Here is a 22,218-nt window from a genome sequence, read left to right on the forward strand (position 1 = left end):
TCAAGCGGTGGCGGTGCCGCTCTGGATCACTTCGCGCTTGTCGTACTGGCCGCAAGACCCGCAGATGTTGTGCGGACGCTTCAGCTCGCCGCAGCTCGGGCACTCGTTGTAGGCCGCGGTGGGCAGAGCGTGGTGCGAACGACGCATGTTGCGCCGCGACTTGGAGGTCTTCTTCTTCGGAACAGCCATGACCGTGAACTCTCTTGATTGTAAAAGGCGGCCCGAACAGGGGCCGCCCAACGCGAGCGGCATTCAATAAGGCAATTGCCCCCGGAGGGCAAGCCCGAACAGCCCTGTCGGCCATGATCGCGCCCCGCCCCGCCAAAAGGGTCACGAGCGGTTCTTCAACTGCCCGAGGACCGCGAAAGGGTTGGGCTTCTGCGGCTCCTCCGGCTCGGCGGCGGCGGCGCCCTCCGCTCCCTCGCCCCCGGCGTCCTCGTCATACCCCGCGAAATCGGCGCCCCCGGCGCGCGGGTAGGGATCGAGCCCGAGCGACAGGTGCTGCGCCGTCAGCTCACCGATGTCGATGCGGTTGTTGATCATCGGCTCCGGCGCGTCCTCGTCGGATTCGTAGGGGTCGATGTCGATCTCGGCGCCCGGATCCTCGATCAGCGATTCCGGGGCGAACAGCGCCTCGAAGCGTTCGTCGACATGGGCCGGCACCGGGTCGAGCGAGACGACGCAAGTCTGCACGACGTCGGCCTCCAGCCGGCCCGACACGCGGATCATCTGGCCGCCGCGCACCGCGCGCAGGCGGATGGTGGCGGTCAGCCGGTCGATCGACTCCAGCTCAAGCCGTTCGGCGAGCCTCCGCCGCTCCGATTCGGTCGCCTCGATGGTCTCGGTCAGGTCGGCGCGGCGCACCGCGTCGGCGCTGACGAAGCGCGAGAATTCCGGCGCGGGAAGGGAGCCGGGATGGTCGGTCATAACGAGTCGTCCTCAAGAAACATCGCAGAAAACATCGCCCAGGGCGCGCAGGGAATCACATGCAACCGGGCCGGCCAAAAGGCAAGGCCCTCCTCGATCCCTTCACAGCGGCTAGCGGAGCCATGGCATCCTGTCAGCCCGGAGGGTGGGATAATCTCGATGAAGAAATATCAGACACAGATGAACACAGATAGACACAGATGAACAACGATGCCCAATAGGCCGCAGCATGCCCGCCTACCGGCACGCTGACATCATAAATTCATCTGTGTTTATCTGTGTTCATCTGTGTCCGAGATCAACTCTTACCCCCGCCGAACCTCCGGAAGAGCCGCAAACGCGACCTCTCCCCGCAGCAACGCCTCCAACGGCTGCGCGTCGAGCGCATCGGCGCTGGCCCGGACATAGACGGTCAGCGCCGCCAGCGCCGCCGGATCGACGCCCTCCACCACCGTGCCGTAGACGTTGTTGTCGAGCGCCACCTCCAGCCGGCGGTCGTCGGGCTCGGCCAGCGCCTCGTCGTAGGCGCGGATGCGGCCGGCCAGCGCGCGGGCCATCGTCTTGACCCGCCGGCCGATGCCGCTGTCGCCGACGCCCATCTCCAGCAGCGACTTCTCGAAATTGTCGATCATCGTCTCGTAGAGCCGCCGCGACAGGGCGCCGGCCTCGGCCCCCCGCCCCTTCAGCCGGCGCATCACCAGGAAGCAATGCAGCGCCACCAGATCGAAACGGCCGTCGAGCGTGTCGGGCACGCCGAGGTCGCGGTAGAACACCGGCTCCCGCGCGCGGGTCACGACGGCGGTGTACAGGTCGCCGACCGGACCGGAGCCCAGGCGCCCGCCGGACAGCCGGGCGAACAGGCCCCCGGAAAACAGACGGCCAAGAAGATTGTCTGACACGGAAAGGTCACTCTCGCGAAATTCGGAGTCTCGTTGACAGGAAGAAGGCCCCAATGCGATTGTCCCGCACTGTGGAAGGGGGACCGCGCCTTTTGCGCCCCTTCGCTGGCTCCATCATAGCCCGAGCACCATGACGAGATCGATTCCTTCCGCGCTTCGCACCGTCGCCTTGCTGGGCGCCGTCCTGTCCACCGGGCTCGTCGCGGCGGGCTGCTCGCCGGTCGTCGCCACGCGCGGCAACCTGACCGATCCCGAGCTGGTGGCCGAGCTTCAGCCGGGCCAGAGCCGGCGCGACGACGTCGCCGCGGTCCTCGGCACGCCGACCTCGGTCGGCACCTTCGACCCGAACGTCTGGTACTACATCGGGCAGAAGACGGAGAAGACCGCCTTCTTCCAGCCGGAGGTCGTCGACCGCCGCGTCGTCATCGTCCGCTTCGACGAGGCCGGCACGGTGCGCGAGATCAGGAAGCTCGACCAGAGCAACGGCCAGGACATCGAGATGGTCGACCGCAGCACGCCGACCGCCGGCCGCGAGATGGGCTTCCTCGAACAGATGATGGGCAACGTCGGCCGCTTCTCGGCCAAGGACGCCAAGGGCAAGGGCCCCGGCTCCTGACCGCTTCCAGCGGTTCCGAATGACGAAGGGCGGGAACCGGACGGTCCCGCCCTTTTTCGTGCCGGGTCGCGGCCACTCCTACGAGAATTGCGCCAGGATCGCCAGCAGCAGGATCGCCACGATGTTGGTGATCTTGATCATCGGGTTGACCGCCGGGCCGGCGGTGTCCTTGTAGGGGTCGCCGACCGTGTCGCCGGTCACCGCCGCCTTGTGGGCGTCGGACCCCTTGCCGCCGTGGTTGCCCTCCTCGATGTATTTCTTGGCGTTGTCCCAGGCGCCGCCGCCCGAGGTCATCGAGATGGCGACGAAGATGCCGGTCACGATGGTGCCGAGCAACATGGCGCCGAGCGCCGCGAAGCCGGCCGCCTGCCCGCCGATGGCGGCGATGACCAGATAGAGCACCACCGGGGCCAGCACCGGCAGCAGCGACGGGATCACCATCTCGCGGATCGCCGCCTTGGTCAGCATGTCGACCGCGCGGCCGTAGTCGGGCTTGGCGGTGCCCTCCATGATGCCGGGGATCTCACGGAACTGGCGCCGCACCTCGACCACCACCGAGCCGGCGGCGCGGCCGACCGCGGTCATGCCCATCGAGCCGAACAGGTAGGGCAGCAGCCCGCCGATCAGCAGCCCGACGACGACGTAGGGGTCGTTCAGCCGGAACTCGACGGCGACGTTCGGGAAATAGTGCCCGAGATCCTGGACGTAGGCGGCGAACAGCACCAGCGCCGCCAGACCGGCCGAGCCGATGGCGTAGCCCTTGGTCACCGCCTTGGTGGTGTTGCCGACGGCGTCGAGCGCGTCGGTGGTGACGCGGATGTCCTTCGGCATCTCCGACATCTCGGCGATGCCGCCGGCGTTGTCGGTCACCGGCCCGTAGGCGTCGAGCGCCACCACCATGCCGGCCAACGCCAGCATCGTCGTCGCGGCGATGCCGATGCCGAAGATGCCAGCCTGCCCGTAGGCGATCAGGATGCCGGCGCAGATCACCAGCACCGGCAGGGCGGTCGCCTCCATCGACACCGCCAGCCCCTGGATGACGTTGGTGCCGTGCCCGGTCTCCGACGATTTGGCGATGCTGCGCACCGGCCGGAACGCCGTCGAGGTGTAGAACTCGGTGATCCACACCAGGAGCCCGGTGACGCCGAGCCCGACCAGCGAGGAGACGAACAGGTTCAGCCCGGTGATGGAAAGGCCGTTGGTCATCACCAGCGCGCGGTTGAAGCCGAACATGATGGCGGTGACGATCAGGATCAGCACCAGCGAGATGCCGGCGGTCGCCGCCAGCCCCTTGTAGAGCGCCGCCATGATGTTGTTGCTGGCGCCCAGCTTGACCGCGAAGGTCCCGGCGACCGAGGCGACGATGCACACCGCGCCGATCACCAGCGGGTAGACCAGCAGCAGCCGCACGACCTCGCCGGAAAAGAAAATCGCCGCCAGCAGCATGGTGGCGACGATGGTGACGGCGTAGGTCTCGAACAGGTCGGCGGCCATCCCGGCGCAGTCGCCGACGTTGTCGCCGACATTGTCGGCGATGACCGCCGGGTTGCGGGGATCGTCCTCCGGGATGCCGGCCTCGACCTTGCCGACCAGATCGGCGCCGACGTCGGCCCCCTTGGTGAAGATGCCGCCGCCGAGCCGCGCGAAGATCGAGATCAGCGAGGCGCCGAAGCTCAGCGCCACCAGCGCCTCCAGCACGGTGCGGACCTGCACCGGGTCGGTGACGCGGTAGATGGTGGTCAGGATCCCGTAATAGACGCCGACTCCGAGCAGCCCGAGCCCGACCACCAGCATGCCGGTGATGGCGCCGGCCTTGAAGGCGATGTCGAGCGCCGGGGCCAGCCCCTGGGTCGCCGCCTGCGCGGTGCGGACGTTGGCCCGCACCGACACGTTCATGCCGATGTAGCCGGCCGCCCCCGACAGCAGCGCGCCGATCAGGAAACCGACCGCCACCGGCAGCCCCAGGGTCAGTCCCAGGATCAGCAGCAGCACGACGCCGGCCACGGCGATGGTGGTGTACTGGCGGTTCAGGTAGGCGCGCGCGCCCTCCTGGACCGCGGCGGCGATGGCCTGCATCCGCTCCGACCCCGGCGACGCGGCCATGACCTCTTTTCCGGCACGATAACCGTAGGCCAGCGCAAGAAGCCCGCTGGCAATGATGACGATGAACGCTAAAGCCATCGCATCCCCCGATTTTTATGGGTCCGCCCGCGAAAGCCGACTCCCGAAAGTAAGGGGAGAAGTCGGGCGCAAGTATTCTCCACAAAAGCATGCCGAAGGATCAGCGGCTTGGCAACCGCCACCATGTCGCCGCCGGCGCGGCGAATTGGCCAAGCCTTTCTCCTTGGTCATAGCTGACTTTCGGCCAGACCCCATTTGATGCGGCGCGAAAGAGCGTCAAAGATTGCGCTGCGTCACCGCCTGGATCAGGACATTCTGCACCACGCCGGGGCCAAGAACCTTGGTGCCGGCCTCGGCGAGTTTTTCTTTTATGGCAGGGAGGTTGACCAAGCCGCCATTCATCATCGACTTGTCGGCGACCCCGCCATAGAGCGCCGTCAGGAAGGCGTCGGTCATGCGGGTCTGGTTGGCCTGGACCATCGGCTGCTTCTCCAGCAGCACCTCCACCGTCACGACGACGGTGACGAACTGCTCGACTCGGGAGGCGCCCAGCATCGGGACGACCAGCGGCGGCAGGCGCACGAAGCCGGTCGGCGGCTTGGGCGGCGGCTCGACCTTCTTCGGCTCGGCCCCCTCCTGGGGGACGAGGTACTTGTTGTAGACGAACCAGCCGCCGAAGCCGGCGCCGCCCAGCAGCACGATGCCCAGCACCAGCACGATCAGGGCCTTGACCATGGGCGGCGTCCTCGTGGGGGAAGGAAGGTCGGCGGTTGCGGCGGACGGGCGGAAATCAGGCGGTCAGAAATGGTCCCAGCCCGGCCGGCGGATCGGCAGAGGGTCGCCCTGCCCGTCCAGCACGGCGACGGTTCCGGCGGCGCCCTCGGTCAAACGGCCGATCGCGGTGATCGGCACGCCGGTGTCGCGCGCCAGCGCGGCCAGCGCCTCGCCCGCCGAATCGGGGGCGGAGAAGAGCAGCTCGTAATCGTCGCCGCCGGTCAGCGCCAGCACCAGCCGCTCGGGGTCGCCGTCGATGGCGCCGCGCGCGGCGTCGGACAGCGGCACCAGGGCCGACTCCAGAAGCGCGGCGCAGCCGGATTCCTCGCAGAGATGGCCGAGGTCGGCGACCAGCCCATCCGAGACGTCGAGCGCGCCGCCCGCCAGACCGATCAGGCGCGGGCCGATGGTGGTGCGCGGGTCCGGCCGGCGCAGGCGGCGCAGCAGGTGGCCGCGCGTGCCCTCGTCGGGAATGTCGAGCTTGCCGAGGGCGACCTGGAGGCCGAGCGCCGCGTCGCCGATGGAGCCGGTGACGTAGAGCCCGTCGCCGGGGCGCCCGCCCCAGCGCGGCAGCGCGCGGCCGGCCGGCACCAGGCCGAAGGCGGTCACCGACAGGGTGACCGGGCCGCTGGTGGACACCGAATCGCCGCCGGTCAGCGTGATGCCGAAACGCTCCTGGTCCTCGCCGAGGCTGGCCGCGAAGGCGGTCAGCCACGCCTCGTCGATGCCGCGCGGCAGGGCGGTGACCAGCGAATAGGCCAGCGGCTCGGCGCCCATGGCGGCGAGGTCGGACAGGTTGGTGCGCAGCAGCTTGGCGGCGATGTCGCCGGGATGGTCGTCGGGAAAGAAATGCACGCCGGCGACCAGGGCGTCGGTGGTGACGACCAGTTCGCGCCCCTGCGGCACCGCGAAGACGGCGGCGTCGTCGCGCAGCCCCCGCGCGCCGGGAAAGCCGGCGGCGAGCGGCTTGAAGAAACGGGTGATGCGGCCGAACTCGCCGAGCGGTCGGGAGGTGTCCGGGTTGGTCATTGGGCGCTTCCCCCGTCATTCCTCCCGGTAGGCCCCCTCTCCCCCCCGGGGAGAGGGTTGGGGTGAGGGGGATGCGGAGCGGAGCCTGCCGGGATGGCAGGGAACGCCCCGCCCAATCCCAATTCCCGCCGCCACGCGCCCCCCTCACCCCGGCCCTCTCCCCGCGGGGGAGAGGGGGAGAAATCCAGGGAGGGAGCAAGCGCGTCCGGCACGCCGTTACCCCTCGGAGGGGGTGCGGGACGGATCGGGCCTGGCCAGATCCTCGGCGCGCAGCGCGCGGGCGACATGATCCAGCACGCCGTTGACCATCGCCGGCTCGCGGCCGGCGAAGAAGGCGTGGGCGACGTCGACATACTCGCTGATCAGGATGCGCGGGTGGGTGTCGAGATGGACCGCGATCTCGTAGGCGCCGGCGCGCAGGATGGCGCGCAGCAGCAGCTCCAGCCGGTCGAGCGGGAAACGCGGGTCGAGCGCCGCCGTCAGCACGCTGTCGACCTCGGCCCGGCGGTGGATGGCGCCGCGCACGATGTCGGCGAAGAGCTGCGGGTCGCCGGCCACGAACTTGGCGCCGTCGATCTCCTCGCCCAGGCGATGGGCGACGAACTCGCCGACCACGGTTTCGACGGGGGTGCCGGTCAGGTCGATCTGGTACAGCGCCTGGACGGCGCCCAGACGGCCAGCCTTGCGCCGGGCCTTGGCGGACCCGCCGCCGGTCTTGCGGCCCCCGGATTTGCCGTTGGCGCGCTTGGGTTTCGCGGGGGGGGCCGCGTCGTCGTTGCTCATGGTCGTTTTGCAGTCGCTAAAGAGGAAATATCGGGATCAGCGCGGATAGAGGCGGAATTTGCGCTTCAGGTCAATCATGTCAAGGCAGGCCCGCGCCGCGACCCCGCCCATGTTCTTCGATCCGACGGTGGCGCGGACCCAGGCCTGCTCGCGATTCTCGACGGTCAGGATGCCGTTGCCGACCGCCAGGGCGTAGCGCAGCGCCAGCTCCTGGAGGCCGCGCGCGCTTTCCGCGCAGATGGTGTCGTAGCGCGTCGTCTCGCCGCGGATCACGCAGCCGAGCGCGACATAGCCGTCGAAACGCTTGCGCGCCGTGAAGAAATCCATCGAGCGGATGGCGTAGAGGATCGCCGCCGGAATCTCCAGACAGCCGGGCACGCCGTAGCGGATGTGGGTGGCGCCGGCGCGGTCCAGTTCCGCGACGGCGCCGCGCGCCAGCTCCTCGGCGATGTCCTCGTGGACGCGGGCGTCCACGACCATGATGTGGGGCGTGTCGGTCATCCGGCGGCGCGCGCGTCCATCAGTCGGCGCCCTTTTCGGCGCAGGCCGGGTGGATGGCGCGGTGGCCGACCACCGTCAGGCCGTAGCCCTCCAGCCCGATGATCGACTTCTTGCGGTTGGACAGCAGGACCATCGAGCGGACGCCGAGATCCAGCAGGATCTGCGCGCCGACCCCGTAGTCGCGCAGCTCGGGCGCGCTGCCCGCCTGCCCTTCCAGCCGGGCCTTGAGGACCGACGACAGGCCGTTCGGCTGCGGCTCGCGCAGCAGCACGATGACGCCGCGGTTCTCCTTGGCGATCAGCTCCATCGACGCCTGCAACTCGTCGGCGCGGCCGGAGTTGCGGTCGCCCAGCACGTCGTCGAGCACCGACAGGGCGTGCATGCGGACCAGCACCGGCTCGTCGCCGGAGATGTCGCCGCGCACCAGGGCGATGTGCTCCGCGTAATGGATCTTGTTGGTGTAGACGTAGGTCTGGAACCGGCCGCCGAAACGGCTGTCCAGCGTGCCGGCCAGACGCTGCTCGACGATGGTCTCGGTGCGGCGGCGGTAGGCGATCAGGTCGGCGATGGTGCCGACCTTCAGCCCGTGGAACTGGGCGAACTGCACGAGGTCCGGCAGGCGGGCCATGGTGCCGTCGTCGTTCATGATCTCGCAGATCACGGCGGCCGGGGAATGGCCGGACAGGCGGGCGATGTCGACCGACGCCTCGGTGTGGCCGGCGCGGACCAGCACGCCGCCGTCGCGCGCCAGCAGCGGGAAGATGTGGCCCGGCGTGGCGATGTCGTGTGGCCCGGATTTCGGGTCGATGGCGACCTCGATGGTGCGGGCGCGGTCGGCGGCCGAGATGCCGGTGGTGACACCCTCGCGCGCCTCGATCGAGACGGTGAAGGCGGTCTGGTGGCGGGACGCGTTCTGCTGGGCCATCAGCGGCAGGCGCAGCCGCTCGATGTTCGGCTGGTCCATGGTCAGGCAGATCAGGCCGCGCCCGTGCTTGGCCATGAAGTTGACCGCTTCCGGCGTGGCGCAGGAGGCGGGGATGACGAGGTCGCCCTCGTTCTCGCGGTCCTCGTCGTCGACCAGGATGAACATCCGGCCCTGCCGCGCCTCTTCGAGGATCTCCTCGGCCGACGACAGATACTTGTGGAATTCGGACGTCATTCCTGCCCCGCGAGCCGCGCGACGTAGCGCGCGAGCATGTCGATTTCCAGATTGACCGCGTCGCCTTCCCGCAGGCCACCGAAGGTGGTCGCGGTCTGGGTGTGCGGGATGATGTTCACGCCGAAGCGCGCGCCCTCGACCTCGTTGACGGTCAGCGACACGCCGTCGATGGCGACCGAGCCCTTGGAGGCGATGTATTTCGCCAGGCTTTCCGGCGCCTCGAAGGTCAGGCGGATGGACTCGCCCTCCGGCAGCAAGCCGACCAGCCGGCCGACGCCGTCGACATGGCCGGACACGATGTGCCCGCCCAGCTCGTCGCCGACCTTCAGCGCGCGCTCCAGGTTGACGCGGGTGCCGGCTTCCCAGCCGCCGAGCGTCGTCTTGGACAGCGTCTCGCCGGACGCCTGGATGACGTACCACCCCGGCCCCTTCTCGATGACCGTCAGGCAAACGCCGTTGTGGGCGATGGACGCCCCGATCGCGATCGTCTCCGTGTCGAAGGCGGTCTCGATGGTGAACCGGGTATCGCCCTGCCGTTCCACGGCTTGGACGCGCCCGACATCGGTGATGATTCCGGTGAACATGGCGGCGAATTTAGCAGGTTTCGCGCCGAGGGGAAGCGCGGACGACGACGCGGGCGCCGCAACGGACTGTTGCGCGGCATGCGGCCTTGGGTGATCGCAGGCGATTCACAGCCGAAGCCGTGTGAAAGAACCATGAGAGACACGGATGAACACGGATGGGATCGGATGAACACGGATACCCGTTCATCCCATCTCATCCGTGCGCGGGCGAAGCCCGCATCCGTGTTCATCCGTGTTCAGCCGCCCTCCGCAAGACGAAAAGGCGTGAGCGCTCAAAGGCGCCGGTAGCTCTCCGCCAGATCGCTCCCGGCGACGCGGACGGCGGTGCGCTCGAAGCGCGCCATGCCGTCGAGCCGGTCGACGCCGAAGCCGGCGACGGCCGACAGCCCGTCGCCGCCGATCAGCGAGGCGGTGCGGAACCATTCCAGCCGGTCGACCAGCCCGGCCCCCATCAGCGCGCCGGCCAGGGTGGCGCCGCCCTCGACCAGCAAACGGGTGACGCCGCGCCCGGCCAGAGCCGCCAGCGCGGCGGCCGGATCCGGACGGCCGGCGGGACCGGCGGTCACCGGCAGGATCTCGACGCCTTGGGCGGTGAGCGCTGCGGCCCTCGCCGGATCGTGATCGTCGCGCGTCACCACCCAGGTCGGCAGCGTCCGCGCCGTCGCCGCCAGCTTCGAGTCCGGGGACAGGCGCAGATGGCTGTCGAGCACGATCCGGACCGGGCTGCGCTCCTCCAGCCCCGGCAGGCGGCAGGTCAGTTCGGGATCGTCGGCCAAGGCGGTGCCGATCCCGACCATGATCGCGTCGTGGGTCGCCCGCAGCCGGTGTCCCCAGGCGCGCGCGGTCGGGCCGGTGATCCACTGCGAATGGCCGGTGCGCGTCGCGATGCGGCCGTCGAGCGTCGTCGCCAGCTTCAGCGTGACCAGCGGGCGGGCGTGCTGGATGCGGTTGAAGAAGCCTTCGTTGAGGGCAAGCGCCTCGGCCTCGCACACACCGAAGGTCACGGCGACGCCGGCATCCCTCAGACGCGCCAGCCCGCCGCCGGCGACGCGCGGGTCGGGGTCCTGGCAGGCGACGACGACGCGGGCGACCCCGGCGCCGATCAACGCAAGGCTGCAAGGCGGCGTCTTGCCGTAATGGTTGCAGGGTTCCAGCGTGACGTAGGCGGTGGCGCCCTTCGCCAGGGCGCCGGCGCGGGCGAGCGCCTCGGTCTCCGCGTGGGGCCGTCCGCCGGGCTGGGTCCAGCCGCGGCCGACCACGGCGCCGTCGCGCACCAGCGCGCAGCCGACCGCCGGGTTGGGCCAGGTCCGCCCGAGCCCGCGCGCGGCGAGCGACAGGGCGGCCCGCATGTGACGGAGGTCGCTGTCGCTGGTCATCTCAGCCCGGCTGGGCTTCCGGCGCCAGCTGTTCGACGAACTCGTTGAAGTCCGACGCCTCGCGGAAGTCCTTGTAGACCGAGGCGTAGCGGATGTAGGCGACCTGGTCGAGCGTCTGCAACGCCTCCATGATCCGCTCGCCGATCTGCTTGGAGGGGATCTCGCTCTCGCCGGAGGATTCGAGCTGGCGGACCAGGCTGTTCACCACCCGGTCGATGCGGTCGGCGTCGATCGGGCGCTTGCGCAGCGCGATCTTCATCGACCGCAGCAGCTTGTCGCGGTCGAAGGGCTCGCGCTGCCCGGTGCTCTTCACCACCGTCAGCTCGCGCAGCTGCACGCGCTCGAAGGTGGTGAAGCGCGCGCTGCAACTGGGACAGAAGCGCCGCCGCCGGATGGCCGAGTTGTCCTCCGTCGGTCGCGAGTCCTTGACCTGGGTGTCCTCGTTTCCACAGAACGGGCAGCGCATTCCTTGTCCCCTCCCCTTCTTCTTTAAGGGCGCGTCAGAGCGTCGGGTAGATCGGGAACTGGCGGCACAGGCCGCGCACGCGCTCGCGCATCGCCGCCTCCACCGCCGAATTGTCGCCCGAGTTGCTGGCGGCCAGACCGTCCAGCGTCTCGACGATCATCTCGCCGACCTGCTTGAACTCGGCGGTGCCGAAGCCACGCGTGGTCGCCGCCGGGCTGCCGAGGCGGACGCCCGAGGTGATCATCGGCTTCTGCGGGTCGAACGGCACGCCGTTCTTGTTGCAGGTCATGCCGGCGTGCTCCAGGCTGGCTTCCGCCGCCTTGCCGGTCAGGTTCTTCGGCCGCAGGTCGACCAGCACGATGTGGCTGTCGGTGCCGCCCGACACGATGTCGAGGCCGCCGTCGATCAGCGTCTTCGACAGCACGCGGGCGTTGTCGAGCACCGCCTGGGCGTAGGTCTTGAACTCCGGACGCAGCGCCTCGGCGAAGGCGACGGCCTTGGCGGCGATGACGTGCATCAGCGGGCCGCCCTGGAGGCCGGGGAAGACCGCCGAGTTGATCTTCTTGGCGATGTCCTCGCGGTTGGTCATCACCATGCCGCCGCGCGGGCCGCGCAGCGTCTTGTGGGTGGTGGTGGTGGCGACGTCGGCGTAGGGGAACGGGTTCGGGTAGACGCCGCCGGCGATCAGCCCGGCGTAGTGGGCGATGTCGACCATGAAGTAGGCGCCGACCTCGTCCGCGATGGCGCGGAAGCGCTCATAGTCGAGGACGCGCGGGTAGGCGGAGCCGCCGGCGATGATCAGCTTCGGCTTGTGCTCGCGGGCCAGCGCCTCGACCTGGTCGAAGTCGATCAGGTGGTCGTCCTTGCGCACGCCGTACTGCACGGACTTGAACCACTTGCCGGACATGTTGGGGGCGGCGCCGTGGGTCAGGTGGCCGCCGGCGGCCAGCGACATGCCGAGCACGCAGTCGCCCGGCTGGAGCAGGGCCAGCAGCACCGCCTGGTTGGCCTGGGAACCGGAGTTCGGCTGGACGTTGGCGAACTCGCAGCCGAACAGCTTGCAGGCGCGCTCGATGGCGAGATTCTCCGCCACGTCGACGAACTCGCAGCCGCCATAGTAGCGCTTGCCGGGATAGCCTTCCGCGTACTTGTTGGTGAGGACCGAGCCCTGGGCCTCCAGCACCGCCTGGGAGACGATGTTCTCGGAGGCGATCAGCTCGATCTGCTCCTGCTGGCGGACCAGCTCGTCGCGCACCGCGCGGGCCAGTTCGGGATCGGTCTCGGCGAGCGAGGCGGCGAAGAAGCGGCCGATCTCGGCGGCGTTGGTGCTGGTCATGGCGGAAGGCTCCTCAAATCGTCGAATGCTTGCTCGTCCGGCCGGAGACGGGACGGTCCCCGGCCGGCTGGCCTTGATCAGGCCCAATTCCTCGAAGGCCGCAGGCCTTCAGCCCATCCTGGGGCCGCAGGCCTTCAGCCCATCCTGGGGCCGCGGGCCTTCAGCCCATCTTGGCGATGCGGCGGCTGTGCCGCTCCCCGCCCTCGAACACCGTGTTCAGGAAGGTGGTCACGCAATCCTTGGCGATCTCCGGCCCGACGATGCGGGCGCCCAGCGCGATGACGTTGGCGTCGTTGTGCTCGCGGCTGAGGCGCGCGGTGGTCACGTCGTGGACCAGCGCCGCGCGGACGCCCGGATGGCGGTTGGCCGCGATGCTGATGCCGATGCCGCTGCCGCAGACCAGCACGCCGCGCTCGGCCCGGCCGTCGGTGACGGCGGCGGCGACGGCGGCGGCGAAGTCCGGATAGTCGACCGAGGCCGGACCGTCGGTGCCGAAATCGAGGACGGTGTAGCCGGCGTCCGCCAGCGACTTGGCGATCTGAGCCTTCAGCTCGTAACCGGCATGGTCGGAGGCGAGCGCTACGGTGCGGGCGGTCATGGCGACGGAAAACTCCAGTGCGGCGGAAAGCGGCCGCACCCTACCAGATATCGACGCCAGCCGCCACCACCACACCATGACGGGGACGCATGGCGTCCAGCGACGGAACGGGGCGGAGCCGCCGGGCCCGCCCCGGAATCCGTCCCCGCGCGGGGCGCGGGAATCGCAGCCTCACGTCGCGGCGCCCGCCGGAAACCCACCAAATGCTTGAAAGTTCGCGGGCGCATTTCGCCTCATCGTTGTCCTTTCCATCAAGCAAGGGAGTTAGCCGATTCGTTATAGGCGCCCGGCCCGGCGCAATTGCCGCAACCAAGTCCGACGTCGATTTAAAGCTGGACCTTACTAGACGATCCTTAAAGCCGGGTGTCGGCAGCAGCCTGGAAACGATTTTCAGCGTTGCCTGATTTAAGCCGGCGTCATCAGTTCTGACGGCCAAAAGCAACTAATTTGCTTCTTGCCGAAATTATATTGACACCCAAATCACGGTATGCAACTTGGTTGCTACGGACAAATGAAAAGCCAGGACACTGTGCAATGAGCGACCAGCTTCGCGCCGATGTACCCGACAACGCGCTGCTGCGGATGACGGCCGACATCGTATCGGCGTATGTCAGCAAGAATGTTTTGCCCGCTCAGCAAATCCCCGAGGTGATCAATACGGTCTACTCGTCGCTGACCGGACTTAACGGCCAGCCCCGCGAAACCCCGGCGGAGCCGCTGAAGCCGGCGGTGCCGATCCGCAAGTCGGTCACTCCCGAATACATCGTCTGCCTGGAAGACGGGAAGAAGTTGAAGATGCTCAAGCGGCACCTTCGCTCGACCTACAACATGTCGCCGGACGAATACCGGGCGCGCTGGGGCCTTCCGCCCGACTACCCGATGGTCGCACCGAACTACGCGGCGCAACGTTCTGAATTCGCCAAGCGAATCGGGCTGGGGCGCAGCTCCGGCCGGCAGACCCGCCGCAAGGTCGGTTGATCGCACAGTGTCCGTGGCGTAAAGCGGGCCGTCCCGAAGGGAGCCGGCCCGCGCGCGTTTCTTCGACGGACGACATTTCCTTTTGATTGCATGGCACGCCCCATGGTTGAAACCATCGGCGGCCGCCCGGCCCCTTCCGGTCCGGGCCCTCGCGTCAACCGGCCGCGCGCCGCGACCGGACCAGGCAGGCGCTGACGATCAGCAGCCCTTGCGCCCAGACAGTCGGCAGTTGAAACGCTCGACGTTGCGCGTCAGATCCTGCCCGGTCGCGATGTTCTCGTCGTTCAGGCATTTCAAATACGCCATCGTCTTGTCGACGTACTCCTTCACCTCGAACTGGCAGCCGGACATCTTGTCGGCGCTGACGAAGGTCGTCCCGTCGTCCATGCACAGCGGCACGCCCGGCTTGAAGCAGCCGGAGGCCGGGTTCGCCGGAACGCTCATCGGCGGCTGCCCGCCCGCTTGGGGCGAGGCCGGAGCGGCGGCCAGGACCGGCGTTCCCGCCAGGATGCCCAGGGCGGCGATGGCCGCGCGCAGGCAGGACGTCATACGAAACATGCTGCAATCCCCGATTGGGCGGCGGTTGCGATCCGCCGCGCTCTCCCGCCGGCGTCCCGGCCCGTCGTTCGTTCGTCGAGCGCGTTTCTACAAGCGTTACACCCCCTGCACCAGTGCCAACGGGCATGCATAGGTCTACAGTCCGGGTTGAGCGGTTCGCTCTACGACCGGCAGCCAGGCGTGCCGCAAGGCCGCCGGTCGGGCGTGCCAGCGCTCACCATCAGCAAAAGCCAGACTTCCGAGCGCGCCGCCGGCACTCCCCGACGGCGCGTTTTCTTGTCCGCCCCTCCCGCCGGGCGGCGCGTCAGCGGCCGGGCTTGGCGCCGGGCTTGGGCGCGTCGCGGGTCTGGACGTAGCGCAGCTTGTTCATCGCCGTGCGCTTGAGCAGCTCGACGCTGCCGCTGGCCGGGCCGGCCACCGACACCTCGACACCTGTCTGCGCGTCGATGGCCGTCACCTTCATGTAACTCCCGACGCGGTGGAACTCGAACAACACCTCGCCGCCAGGACCGGTCATGCGGCACCCCTCCCGATGATTGAACCCAAAGGATCGCGCATGGGACGCCGCGCGAACCGCCACCCGTTCCAGAGGGTCATCACCCTATGGCCAGGGCACGCGCCGTGGAACACCGGCGGCGCGCCCCTGTTCTGATGGGCACCGTTCCACTCTGCCCGGAACGCCATCGACATCCAACCGTCAAAACCACCCCAAAACCCATCGTGTGGAAGAAGGAAGCATCCATCATGGCTGCCAAGACGATGCAGGATCTGCTGGTCGAGGACATCCGCGACATCTACCACGCGGAAAAGCAGATCACGAAGGCCCTGCCCAAGCTGGCGAAGGCCGCCCATTCCCCCCAGCTCCGCCAGGCCTTCGAACGTCATCTGGAGGAGACCAACGGCCAGATCGAGCGGCTGGAGCAGGTCTTCGATGAGCTGGACGTGGTCAAGCGCGGCAAGCGCTGCGACGCGATGGAAGGGCTGATCAGCGAAGCCCACGAAATACTGGAGATGGGCCTCGCCCCCGAAGTCCAGGACGCCGCGCTCATCGCCGCCGCGCAGAAGGTGGAGCATTACGAGATCGCCAGCTACGGCACCGTGCACGCCTACGCCACGGCCTGCGGCCTGACCAAGGTCGCCCAGCTTCTGGAGGAGACCCTGAAGGAAGAGAAGGAGACCGACCTGAAGCTGAACCAGCTCGCCATCGGCGACGTGAACAAGAAGGCCATCGCCGCCAGCGGCCGCAAGGCGGCATAGCGGCCGGAGGCCGCAAGGCGGCGCAAGAGGCCGGCAAGGAAAGGCCGATGACGAACCCGGCGCCGTGACCGTTTCGGCACCCGGGTTTCCCCTGAGGGGGACAGTGTTGAAAGCACCGCGACGAACCGGGTAGGCTTCCCGTCCCGACCGGTTCTCGCGGTGTTCCTTCATGCGCGGCCCTTTGCTGGCACTCTGTCTTCTCGTCGGCCTCGCCATGGCCCATCCGGCCGCCGCGGCGGAAGGCGCGCCCGGCGCCCTGCCGCCCTCGGTCCGCATCCGGCCGCTGATGGTCCCGGTGGTGAACACCCAGGGCCGCATCGAGAAATACACGCAGATCGAGGTCAATCTGGAGGTCGGCGACGCCCTGCGGCTCGGCGAGGTGCAGCTCAGCATCCCCCGCCTGCACGACGCCATCCTGACCGCCGTCTACAAGGGCATCGACGAGGGCTGGATCGTCCGCGGCAACATCGCCAACATCCCGGCCCTGCGCCGGCGGATCGACGACGCCGCCAGCGCCCTGTTCGGCAAGAACGTCATCACCCGCATCCTGATCACGCCGCTGGCGCGCCAATCCTCGTTCCAATAGGCGCCCGCGTTCCGGTAGAGTCCCCCCGAAGGCTCCGTGCCGGCAGAGGGAGGGCAAGGCCGATGGCCGTGATCTATGTGGCGCGCAGCGCCGCCCTGACGAAATGGGCGTCCGACGTCGGGCAGGGCAAGCACACCTACAAGCTGGGCGTCGCCGATGACGCCGCCGCCGCGAAGGCCGCCGCCGAGGCCGGCTGGGGCGGCGAGACCGACTGGAAGCTGGTCCATTCCCAGGAGGTCGAGGGGCTGGACGAGGAACAGGCGCTGGCCCGGCTCGGCCGCCGCGAGAAGACCATCGACCCGACCTACTACCCCCGCCTGAAGGGCGCCGCCGGAATCTTCCGCATCGCCCTGACCAACGTGCAGAACAGCCTGCTGGTCGCCAAGGCGATGACCGCCGACGAGCCGCTGGTCGAGGTCAAGGTCAAGCCCAAGGACATCGCCGACTACATGATCCGCAACGCGGTCGCGTGATGACTCCGCCGCCCCGCACCGCGCCGCTCTTCACCATCGGCTACGAGCGCGCCTCGCTCGACGCGGTGATCGCGGCGCTGAGGGCGCGCGGCGTCGCCACCGTGCTGGACGTGCGCGAGCTGCCGCTGTCGCGGCGGGCCGGCTTTTCCAAGACGCCGCTGTCGGCCGGGCTGGCCGAGGCCGGGATCGGCTACGTCCATCTCAAGGGGCTCGGCACGCCCAAGGAGGGCCGGGTCGCCGCGCATCTCGGCCGGATGGACCGCTTCTGGACCATCGTCGCCGAGAAGATGGCGACGCCGGAGGCCGAGCATGATCTGGTGCGCGCCGCCGGGATCGCCGCCCCGGCGCCCGCTTGCCTGCTCTGCTTCGAGGCCGAGCCCCATGTCTGCCACCGCCTGCGCGTCGCCGAGGCGCTGACCGCCCGCTTCGGCTTCACGGTGGAGCATCTGCGCGCCGCGCCGCCCGGCGGCGCCGCTTCCTTCTGACACCCGTCCCGACGAGTCCATCCGATGCCGATCCGCCTTGCCCGCTTCGACGAACTGACGACCCGCGAGTTGCACGCCCTGCTCCACATGCGGCAGAGCGTGCTGATCGTCGAGCAGGCCTCGCCCTACCCCGACCTCGACGGCCGCGATCCCGAGGCGCTCCACCTGATCGCCACCCGGCCGGAGGATGCGAATTCGGAGCGCCCGGCGCCGGTCGGCTGCGCCCGCTGCTTCGGACCCGGCGCGGAGCCCGGCGCCACGACCGCCTTCGGCCGGCTGGCGGTTCTGCCCGCCGAACGCGGCACCGGCCTGGGCCGCGAACTGGTCGCCGCCTCGCTGGCCCTGCTGACCGAACGGTGGCCGGACCACGACGTCGTCATCGGCGCCCAGCTCTATCTGGAGCGTTTCTATGGAAGCTTCGGCTTCCGGCGGGACAGCGACGTCTACGACGACGTCGGCATCCCGCACATCGACATGCGGCTCAGCCGCTGAACGCGGCGGGGCAGCACCGCCGCGCCGTCAGCCCAGCACCCGCTTCACGATGACCTCCAGCTTGGCCAGCATCGCCGGGTCGCGGCGGTCCGGGGCGGTCATGATCGCGTTGTCCAGCGCGGTGTGGCAGCCCTGGGCGCAGGCGTCGCCGCGCCCGGCGACCTTCGGGGCCAGCGCCGACACCAGCGAGCGCGCCTTGCCGGCGTTGGCGACCACCACCTTGATGACCGCGTCCACCGTCACATGGGCGTGGTCGGTGTGCCAGCAGTCGTAGTCCGTCACCATGGCGACGGTCGCGTAGCAGATCTCCGCCTCGCGGGCGAGCTTGGCCTCCGGCATGTTGGTCATGCCGATGACGTCGCAGCCCCAGCTCCGGTACAGCTCGGACTCGGCGATGGTGGAGAATTGCGGGCCCTCCATCACCATGTAGGTGCCGCGCCGCCGGTGCGGGACGTCGAGTTCGCGCAGCGCCTCCTCGATTAGGTCGCCCAGCCGGTTGCACACCGGGTGGCCGAGTGCCACGTGCGCCACCAGCCCGGTCCCGAAGAAGCTCTTCTCGCGGGCGAAGGTGCGGTCGATGAACTGGTCGATCACCACGAAGGTGCCGGGCGGCAGATCCTCCTTCAGCGAGCCGACCGCCGACACCGACAGGATCTCGGTGACGCCGAGCTGCTTCAGCGCGTGGATGTTGGCGCGGAAGTTCAGCTCCGACGGCGGGATGCGGTGGCCGCGCCCATGACGCGGCAGGAAGACCAGCCTCTGCCCGTCGAGGTCGCCGGTCAGCAGCTGGTCCGACGGCTCGCCGAACGGGGTGTCGACCGTCACCCAGCGCTTGTTCGCCAACCCGTCGATGTCGTAGACGCCGCTGCCGCCGATCACGCCCAGCACCGCCGCCGTTCCGCCGCCCGCCATGTTCCGAAGCTCCGTTGCATAAAAACCGGCCGCAGTATCCCGGCGTCCCACGGCAAAGGCAACGCCCGTCGCCGGCGGGTCAGCGGCGCCGGGGGCGCCGGGGGCGCAGCAGCGGAGCCAGCAGCACCCCGGCGAGCAGCCCGCCGACATGGGCGCCCCAGCCGACCTCGGCCAAGGGCGAGTCCGGGGCCGGCGGCACCACCACCATCGCGAGGTTCAGCGCGGCGAACAGCGCCACCGCCACCCGCAGTGTCCGGTCCAGCCAGCGCCGCAGGGGCGAGCGCTCCGGCGGGCGCAGCCACAGCCAGGCCCCCATCAGGGCGCAGATCGCCCCGCTCGCCCCGACCAGCGGCGCCATGCGGTCGGCCGCCAGCGCGCCCTCGGTCAGGGCCCCGGCGACGGTCCCGGCAGCGAACAGCAGCGCGAAGCGTCCATGCCCGACCACCCGCTCCACCGAGGCGCCCAGCGGCCAGAGCACCGCCATGTTGGTCAGCAGATGCACGGGGTCGCCATGGATCAGCACATGGCCGAACAGCCCGCGCCACAGCGCCGATGTCGGCAGCGGCCCGGCCAGCTCGACCGTTCCGAAGAAGTAGGCCGGCACGAAGGCGAAGGATTCCGGCGGCAACTGAAAGACGAAGGCGAACACGCAGGCGAGGATCACCGCGCGGGTGACGTGGGCCGGCGCGCCGGCCACCGCCGTCCGCCCCCTTCCCTCTCCCAGCGCGAGCGCCATGCCGCCCCTTTCCCCGCGTCGATCCGTCCCACTCCAATGTGGGTGCGGCAATCCCCGAAGTCAGCCTTTTGAGCGTGCCCTATGCCCCTCGGACGGATTGGAGCGCAAGCCGGCGGCTGGCACACTGCCTCCACCATTCGGCGAGACTTCGCCCCACCGCACAACAAGGGGCGGCAGCCGAAACCTCCGGGGGAGCAAACGACCAATGACCGAATCCCAAAATACCGCCCACAACTCCGCCCAGGACACCCCCATGCGGGTCGAGCGGCAGGGCCGCGTGATGGTGATGACCATGAGCGACCCGGCGACCCGCAACGCGCTCAGCCTGCCGATGATGGCGCGCGGCCGCGACGCGCTCGACGAGGCCGTCCACGACAGCGGCATCGGCGCCATCGTGCTGGCCGGCGACGGCCGGGCCTTCAGCTCGGGCGGGCACCTGACCAACCTCTACCACCACGGCAGCAAGTCGCGCTCGGAGAACCGCGACGGGATCGAGCGCTTCCACGGCTGGGTGCGGGCGATGCGCGAATGCCCCAAGCCGATCGTCGCCGCCGTCGAGGGGCCGGCGGCCGGGGCCGGCTTCTCGCTGGCGCTGGCCTGCGACCTGATCGTCGCGGCGGAGGACGCCTCCTTCCTGACCGCCTACGTGAAGGTCGGCCTGACGGCCGATGGAGGCGCCTCGGCCTCGCTGGCCCGCGCGCTGCCGCCGCAGCTCTACGCCGAGCTGATGCTGACCGGCGGCCCGGTCGACCCGCAACGCCTGCACATGGCGGGCGTGGTGAACCGCGTGACCGCCCCCGGCCGGGCGCTGGCCGAGGCCGTCGCCTGGGCGCAGACCATCGCCGACGGCCCGAGCGGCGCCATGGGCCGGGCGAAGAAGCTGATGGAGCTGGCCTATGGCAGCTTCGCGACGCAGCTCGCCCGCGAAAGCGACCTGTTCGTCGAGGCCCTGCACCATGGCGAGGCCAAGGAGGGCATCACCGCCTTCTTCGACAAGCGCCCGCCGGTCTTCCACAAGCGTTGAGACAACTTTCGGCTGCGTCTTGATGAAGCGTTTTTGCCGCGGCGTGCAGCGCCACGCTTTCTTGAGCCCGTTCCGCGAATTTGCTGAATTGTCCGGGCGGTCGGGGCGGTGGAGAGGCCACCGCCCGCGCCGCATTACCGGAGGGCAAGAGGATGGACAAAATCCTCACTCTCCTGATCCTGGTGCTGGAGATCGTCAAGCGGCTGCTTGACCTTCTTCTGCGCTAGGATCGGGTGGGCGTGCCGAGGTGATCAGCCCTTGGCACGCCTTCCCCGAAGATAGGACACAACCGCCCTCCCGGCAACCACCCCGGATGCCCCGGAACCACCATGCCGGGCAGTCCCCCATCCTCACGCGCCCCGCCTACGATTGCGTGTTGAACAAAGATCGCCATCGGTTGTAAAACACTGCGGCATGACACAACCGCGCCGCATCCTTTCCGACGCCGAACGGCTCGACTGGCTTCGTCTGATCCGCACCGAGAATGTCGGGCCGATCACCTTCCACCGCCTGCTCGACCAGTATGGCGGCGCCCGCGAGGCGCTCGACATGCTGCCGGAGCTGGCCCGGCGCGGCGGGCGGGTCAAGCCGCTCCGCGTCGCCTCCAAGGCCGAGGCCGAGCGCGAGCTGGCGGCCAACCGCAGGCTCGGCGCCCGGCTGCTCTGCGCCTGCGAGCCCGACTATCCCGAACCGCTCGCCGCTGTGGACGACGCGCCGCCGGTCGTCTCGGTCCTCGGCCACGCGCATCTGCTCCAGAAGCGCGCCGTCGCCATCGTCGGGGCGCGCAACGCCTCGCTGAACGGCAAGAAATTCGCCGAATCGCTGGCCCGCGACCTGGGGGCCGCCGGGCTGCTGGTCGTCTCCGGGCTGGCGCGCGGCATCGACACCGCCGCCCACCGGGGATCGCTCGCCAGCGGCACCGCCGCCGTGGTGGCCGGCGGCATCGACGTCGTCTACCCGCCGGAGAACGAGGATCTGTACCGCGACATCGTGGCGCAGGGCGTGGTGGTGGCGGAAAGCCCGATCGGCACCCAGCCGCAGGCCCGGCATTTCCCGCGCCGCAACCGGCTGATCTCCGGCCTGTCGCTCGGCATCCTGGTGGTGGAGGCGGCGCTGCGGTCGGGCTCGCTGATCACCGCCCGCATGGCGCTGGAACAGGGGCGCGAGGTGATGGCGGTGCCGGGCTCGCCGCTCGACCCGCGCTGCCACGGCACCAACAACCTGATCCGCCAGGGCGCCGCGCTGGTGGAGAGCGCCGACGACGTGCTGCGCGCCCTGGAGAGCCTGCGCCCTCCCTCCCTGGCGGAGCGCCGGCGCGACCTGTTCGAGACCCGCAAGCCGGCCGAACCCGACGAATCCGACCTCGCCCGCGCCCGCGCCGTGGTTCTGGAAAACCTCGGCCCCTCCCCCGTCACCATTGACGAACTCGTCCGCGGGTGCCAATTGTCCGCTCCGGTGGTGCTGACCGTGGTGTTGGAACTCGAGCTTGCCGGCCGAGTCCAGCGGCATCCCGGTCATCAGGTCTCTCTCGCCTGATCGGCACATTCC

Annotated in this window: 27 protein-coding genes; 9 read left to right on the forward strand and 18 right to left on the reverse strand. The window is 69.4% G+C overall.

What is annotated here, in order from left to right; genetic code table 11:
* The 3 genes from rpmF to JN22_RS15805 form a co-directional block, all read right to left on the reverse strand.
* On the reverse strand, window positions 1-189 hold the full coding sequence (gene rpmF / locus JN22_RS15795; protein ID WP_085554883.1) for a 50S ribosomal protein L32: 189 nt from the start codon (window positions 187-189) through the stop codon (window positions 1-3).
* Between the two features lie 141 nt (window positions 190-330).
* Complete coding sequence (locus JN22_RS15800; RefSeq protein WP_085554884.1) at window positions 331-927, reverse strand: YceD family protein; 597 nt, start codon at window positions 925-927, stop codon at window positions 331-333.
* Between the two features lie 305 nt (window positions 928-1,232).
* Complete coding sequence (locus tag JN22_RS15805) at window positions 1,233-1,826, reverse strand: ubiquinol-cytochrome C chaperone family protein (RefSeq protein ID WP_223677750.1); 594 nt, start codon at window positions 1,824-1,826, stop codon at window positions 1,233-1,235.
* 130 nt (window positions 1,827-1,956) lie between these two features.
* Between JN22_RS15805 and JN22_RS15810 the strand changes: the two genes are divergently transcribed.
* Entirely contained in the window at window positions 1,957-2,442 is a 486-nt protein-coding gene (locus tag JN22_RS15810; RefSeq protein ID WP_085554885.1) for an outer membrane protein assembly factor BamE, read from the forward strand.
* Between the two features lie 78 nt (window positions 2,443-2,520).
* Here JN22_RS15810 and JN22_RS15815 read toward each other — a convergent pair whose 3' ends face one another.
* The 11 genes from JN22_RS15815 to rpiB all read right to left on the reverse strand — a co-directional run bounded on the left by JN22_RS15815 (window position 2,521) and on the right by rpiB (window position 13,169).
* Window positions 2,521-4,623 (reverse strand): sodium-translocating pyrophosphatase, encoded by a 2,103-nt coding sequence (locus tag JN22_RS15815; protein ID WP_085554886.1) that lies wholly within the window; start codon window positions 4,621-4,623, stop codon window positions 2,521-2,523.
* Between the two features lie 216 nt (window positions 4,624-4,839).
* Window positions 4,840-5,298 (reverse strand): hypothetical protein, encoded by a 459-nt coding sequence (locus JN22_RS15820; protein ID WP_085554887.1) that lies wholly within the window; start codon window positions 5,296-5,298, stop codon window positions 4,840-4,842.
* A gap of 63 nt (window positions 5,299-5,361) precedes the next feature.
* Complete coding sequence (thiL, locus tag JN22_RS15825; RefSeq protein ID WP_085554888.1) at window positions 5,362-6,366, reverse strand: thiamine-phosphate kinase; 1,005 nt, start codon at window positions 6,364-6,366, stop codon at window positions 5,362-5,364.
* Between the two features lie 216 nt (window positions 6,367-6,582).
* Window positions 6,583-7,149, reverse strand: a complete 567-nt coding sequence (gene nusB / locus JN22_RS15830; RefSeq protein ID WP_085554889.1) for a transcription antitermination factor NusB — start codon at window positions 7,147-7,149, stop codon at window positions 6,583-6,585.
* A gap of 36 nt (window positions 7,150-7,185) precedes the next feature.
* Entirely contained in the window at window positions 7,186-7,650 is a 465-nt protein-coding gene (locus JN22_RS15835) for a 6,7-dimethyl-8-ribityllumazine synthase (RefSeq protein ID WP_085554890.1), read from the reverse strand.
* 19 nt (window positions 7,651-7,669) lie between these two features.
* Entirely contained in the window at window positions 7,670-8,809 is a 1,140-nt protein-coding gene (gene ribB, locus JN22_RS15840) for a 3,4-dihydroxy-2-butanone-4-phosphate synthase (protein ID WP_085554891.1), read from the reverse strand.
* Entirely contained in the window at window positions 8,806-9,393 is a 588-nt protein-coding gene (locus tag JN22_RS15845) for a riboflavin synthase (RefSeq protein WP_085554892.1), read from the reverse strand. Before JN22_RS15845 ends, ribB begins: the two co-directional genes overlap by 4 nt.
* 272 nt (window positions 9,394-9,665) lie before the next feature.
* A complete protein-coding gene (gene ribD / locus JN22_RS15850; protein ID WP_223677751.1) occupies window positions 9,666-10,769 on the reverse strand; it encodes a bifunctional diaminohydroxyphosphoribosylaminopyrimidine deaminase/5-amino-6-(5-phosphoribosylamino)uracil reductase RibD in 1,104 nt (367 codons plus the stop codon).
* Between the two features lies 1 nt (window position 10,770).
* Entirely contained in the window at window positions 10,771-11,235 is a 465-nt protein-coding gene (nrdR, locus tag JN22_RS15855) for a transcriptional regulator NrdR (RefSeq protein WP_085554893.1), read from the reverse strand.
* A gap of 34 nt (window positions 11,236-11,269) precedes the next feature.
* The gene (gene glyA, locus JN22_RS15860) at window positions 11,270-12,571 is read right to left on the reverse strand and encodes a serine hydroxymethyltransferase (RefSeq protein ID WP_085554894.1); all 1,302 of its coding nucleotides are present in this window, start codon (window positions 12,569-12,571) and stop codon (window positions 11,270-11,272) included.
* A 160-nt stretch (window positions 12,572-12,731) separates the two neighbouring features.
* Entirely contained in the window at window positions 12,732-13,169 is a 438-nt protein-coding gene (gene rpiB, locus JN22_RS15865; RefSeq protein WP_085557188.1) for a ribose 5-phosphate isomerase B, read from the reverse strand.
* 534 nt (window positions 13,170-13,703) lie between these two features.
* On the opposite strand from rpiB, the gene JN22_RS15870 reads away from it, so the two are divergent.
* Window positions 13,704-14,147, forward strand: coding sequence for a MucR family transcriptional regulator (locus tag JN22_RS15870; RefSeq protein ID WP_085554895.1), 444 nt, complete (start codon window positions 13,704-13,706; stop codon window positions 14,145-14,147).
* 198 nt (window positions 14,148-14,345) lie between these two features.
* On the opposite strand, the gene JN22_RS15875 is transcribed toward JN22_RS15870, so the two are convergent.
* Window positions 14,346-14,705, reverse strand: coding sequence for a hypothetical protein (locus JN22_RS15875; protein WP_085554896.1), 360 nt, complete (start codon window positions 14,703-14,705; stop codon window positions 14,346-14,348).
* Between the two features lie 304 nt (window positions 14,706-15,009).
* Window positions 15,010-15,222: a DUF6898 family protein gene (locus tag JN22_RS15880; protein WP_085554897.1), complete on the reverse strand. Its 213-nt coding sequence runs from the start codon at window positions 15,220-15,222 to the stop codon at window positions 15,010-15,012.
* A gap of 227 nt (window positions 15,223-15,449) precedes the next feature.
* Here JN22_RS15880 and JN22_RS15885 point away from each other — a divergent pair, with 227 nt between their 5' ends.
* The 5 genes from JN22_RS15885 (at window position 15,450) to JN22_RS15905 (ending at window position 17,998) form a co-directional block, all read left to right on the forward strand.
* The gene (locus JN22_RS15885; RefSeq protein WP_085554898.1) at window positions 15,450-15,962 is read left to right on the forward strand and encodes a YciE/YciF ferroxidase family protein; all 513 of its coding nucleotides are present in this window, start codon (window positions 15,450-15,452) and stop codon (window positions 15,960-15,962) included.
* A 169-nt stretch (window positions 15,963-16,131) separates the two neighbouring features.
* On the forward strand, window positions 16,132-16,548 hold the full coding sequence (locus JN22_RS15890) for a hypothetical protein (RefSeq protein ID WP_085554899.1): 417 nt from the start codon (window positions 16,132-16,134) through the stop codon (window positions 16,546-16,548).
* Between the two features lie 62 nt (window positions 16,549-16,610).
* Complete coding sequence (locus JN22_RS15895; RefSeq protein ID WP_085554900.1) at window positions 16,611-17,021, forward strand: hypothetical protein; 411 nt, start codon at window positions 16,611-16,613, stop codon at window positions 17,019-17,021.
* The gene (locus JN22_RS15900; protein ID WP_085554901.1) at window positions 17,021-17,506 is read left to right on the forward strand and encodes a DUF488 domain-containing protein; all 486 of its coding nucleotides are present in this window, start codon (window positions 17,021-17,023) and stop codon (window positions 17,504-17,506) included. Before JN22_RS15895 ends, JN22_RS15900 begins: the two co-directional genes overlap by 1 nt.
* Window positions 17,507-17,530: 24 nt before the next feature.
* On the forward strand, window positions 17,531-17,998 hold the full coding sequence (locus JN22_RS15905) for a GNAT family N-acetyltransferase (protein ID WP_085554902.1): 468 nt from the start codon (window positions 17,531-17,533) through the stop codon (window positions 17,996-17,998).
* Between the two features lie 27 nt (window positions 17,999-18,025).
* Here the strand turns inward: JN22_RS15905 and JN22_RS15910 are convergent, their stop codons facing one another.
* Window positions 18,026-18,910 carry an S-methyl-5'-thioadenosine phosphorylase gene (locus tag JN22_RS15910; RefSeq protein ID WP_085554903.1) on the reverse strand — a complete coding sequence of 295 codons (885 nt, stop codon included), beginning with the start codon at window positions 18,908-18,910 and terminating at the stop codon, window positions 18,026-18,028.
* 79 nt (window positions 18,911-18,989) lie between these two features.
* Window positions 18,990-19,646, reverse strand: a complete 657-nt coding sequence (locus JN22_RS15915) for a rhomboid family intramembrane serine protease (protein WP_085554904.1) — start codon at window positions 19,644-19,646, stop codon at window positions 18,990-18,992.
* A 205-nt stretch (window positions 19,647-19,851) separates the two neighbouring features.
* Here JN22_RS15915 and JN22_RS15920 point away from each other — a divergent pair, with 205 nt between their 5' ends.
* Together JN22_RS15920 and dprA are read left to right on the forward strand one after the other, a co-directional pair.
* Complete coding sequence (locus tag JN22_RS15920; protein ID WP_085554905.1) at window positions 19,852-20,670, forward strand: oxepin-CoA hydrolase, alternative type; 819 nt, start codon at window positions 19,852-19,854, stop codon at window positions 20,668-20,670.
* Window positions 20,671-21,084: 414 nt separating this feature from the next.
* On the forward strand, window positions 21,085-22,206 hold the full coding sequence (dprA, locus tag JN22_RS15925) for a DNA-processing protein DprA (RefSeq protein ID WP_085554906.1): 1,122 nt from the start codon (window positions 21,085-21,087) through the stop codon (window positions 22,204-22,206).
* The last annotated feature ends 12 nt before the right edge of the window (window positions 22,207-22,218 follow it).

Origin of the sequence: Azospirillum agricola (assembly GCF_020005195.1) — a bacterium.
Classification (GTDB): Bacteria; Pseudomonadota; Alphaproteobacteria; order Azospirillales; family Azospirillaceae; genus Azospirillum; species Azospirillum agricola.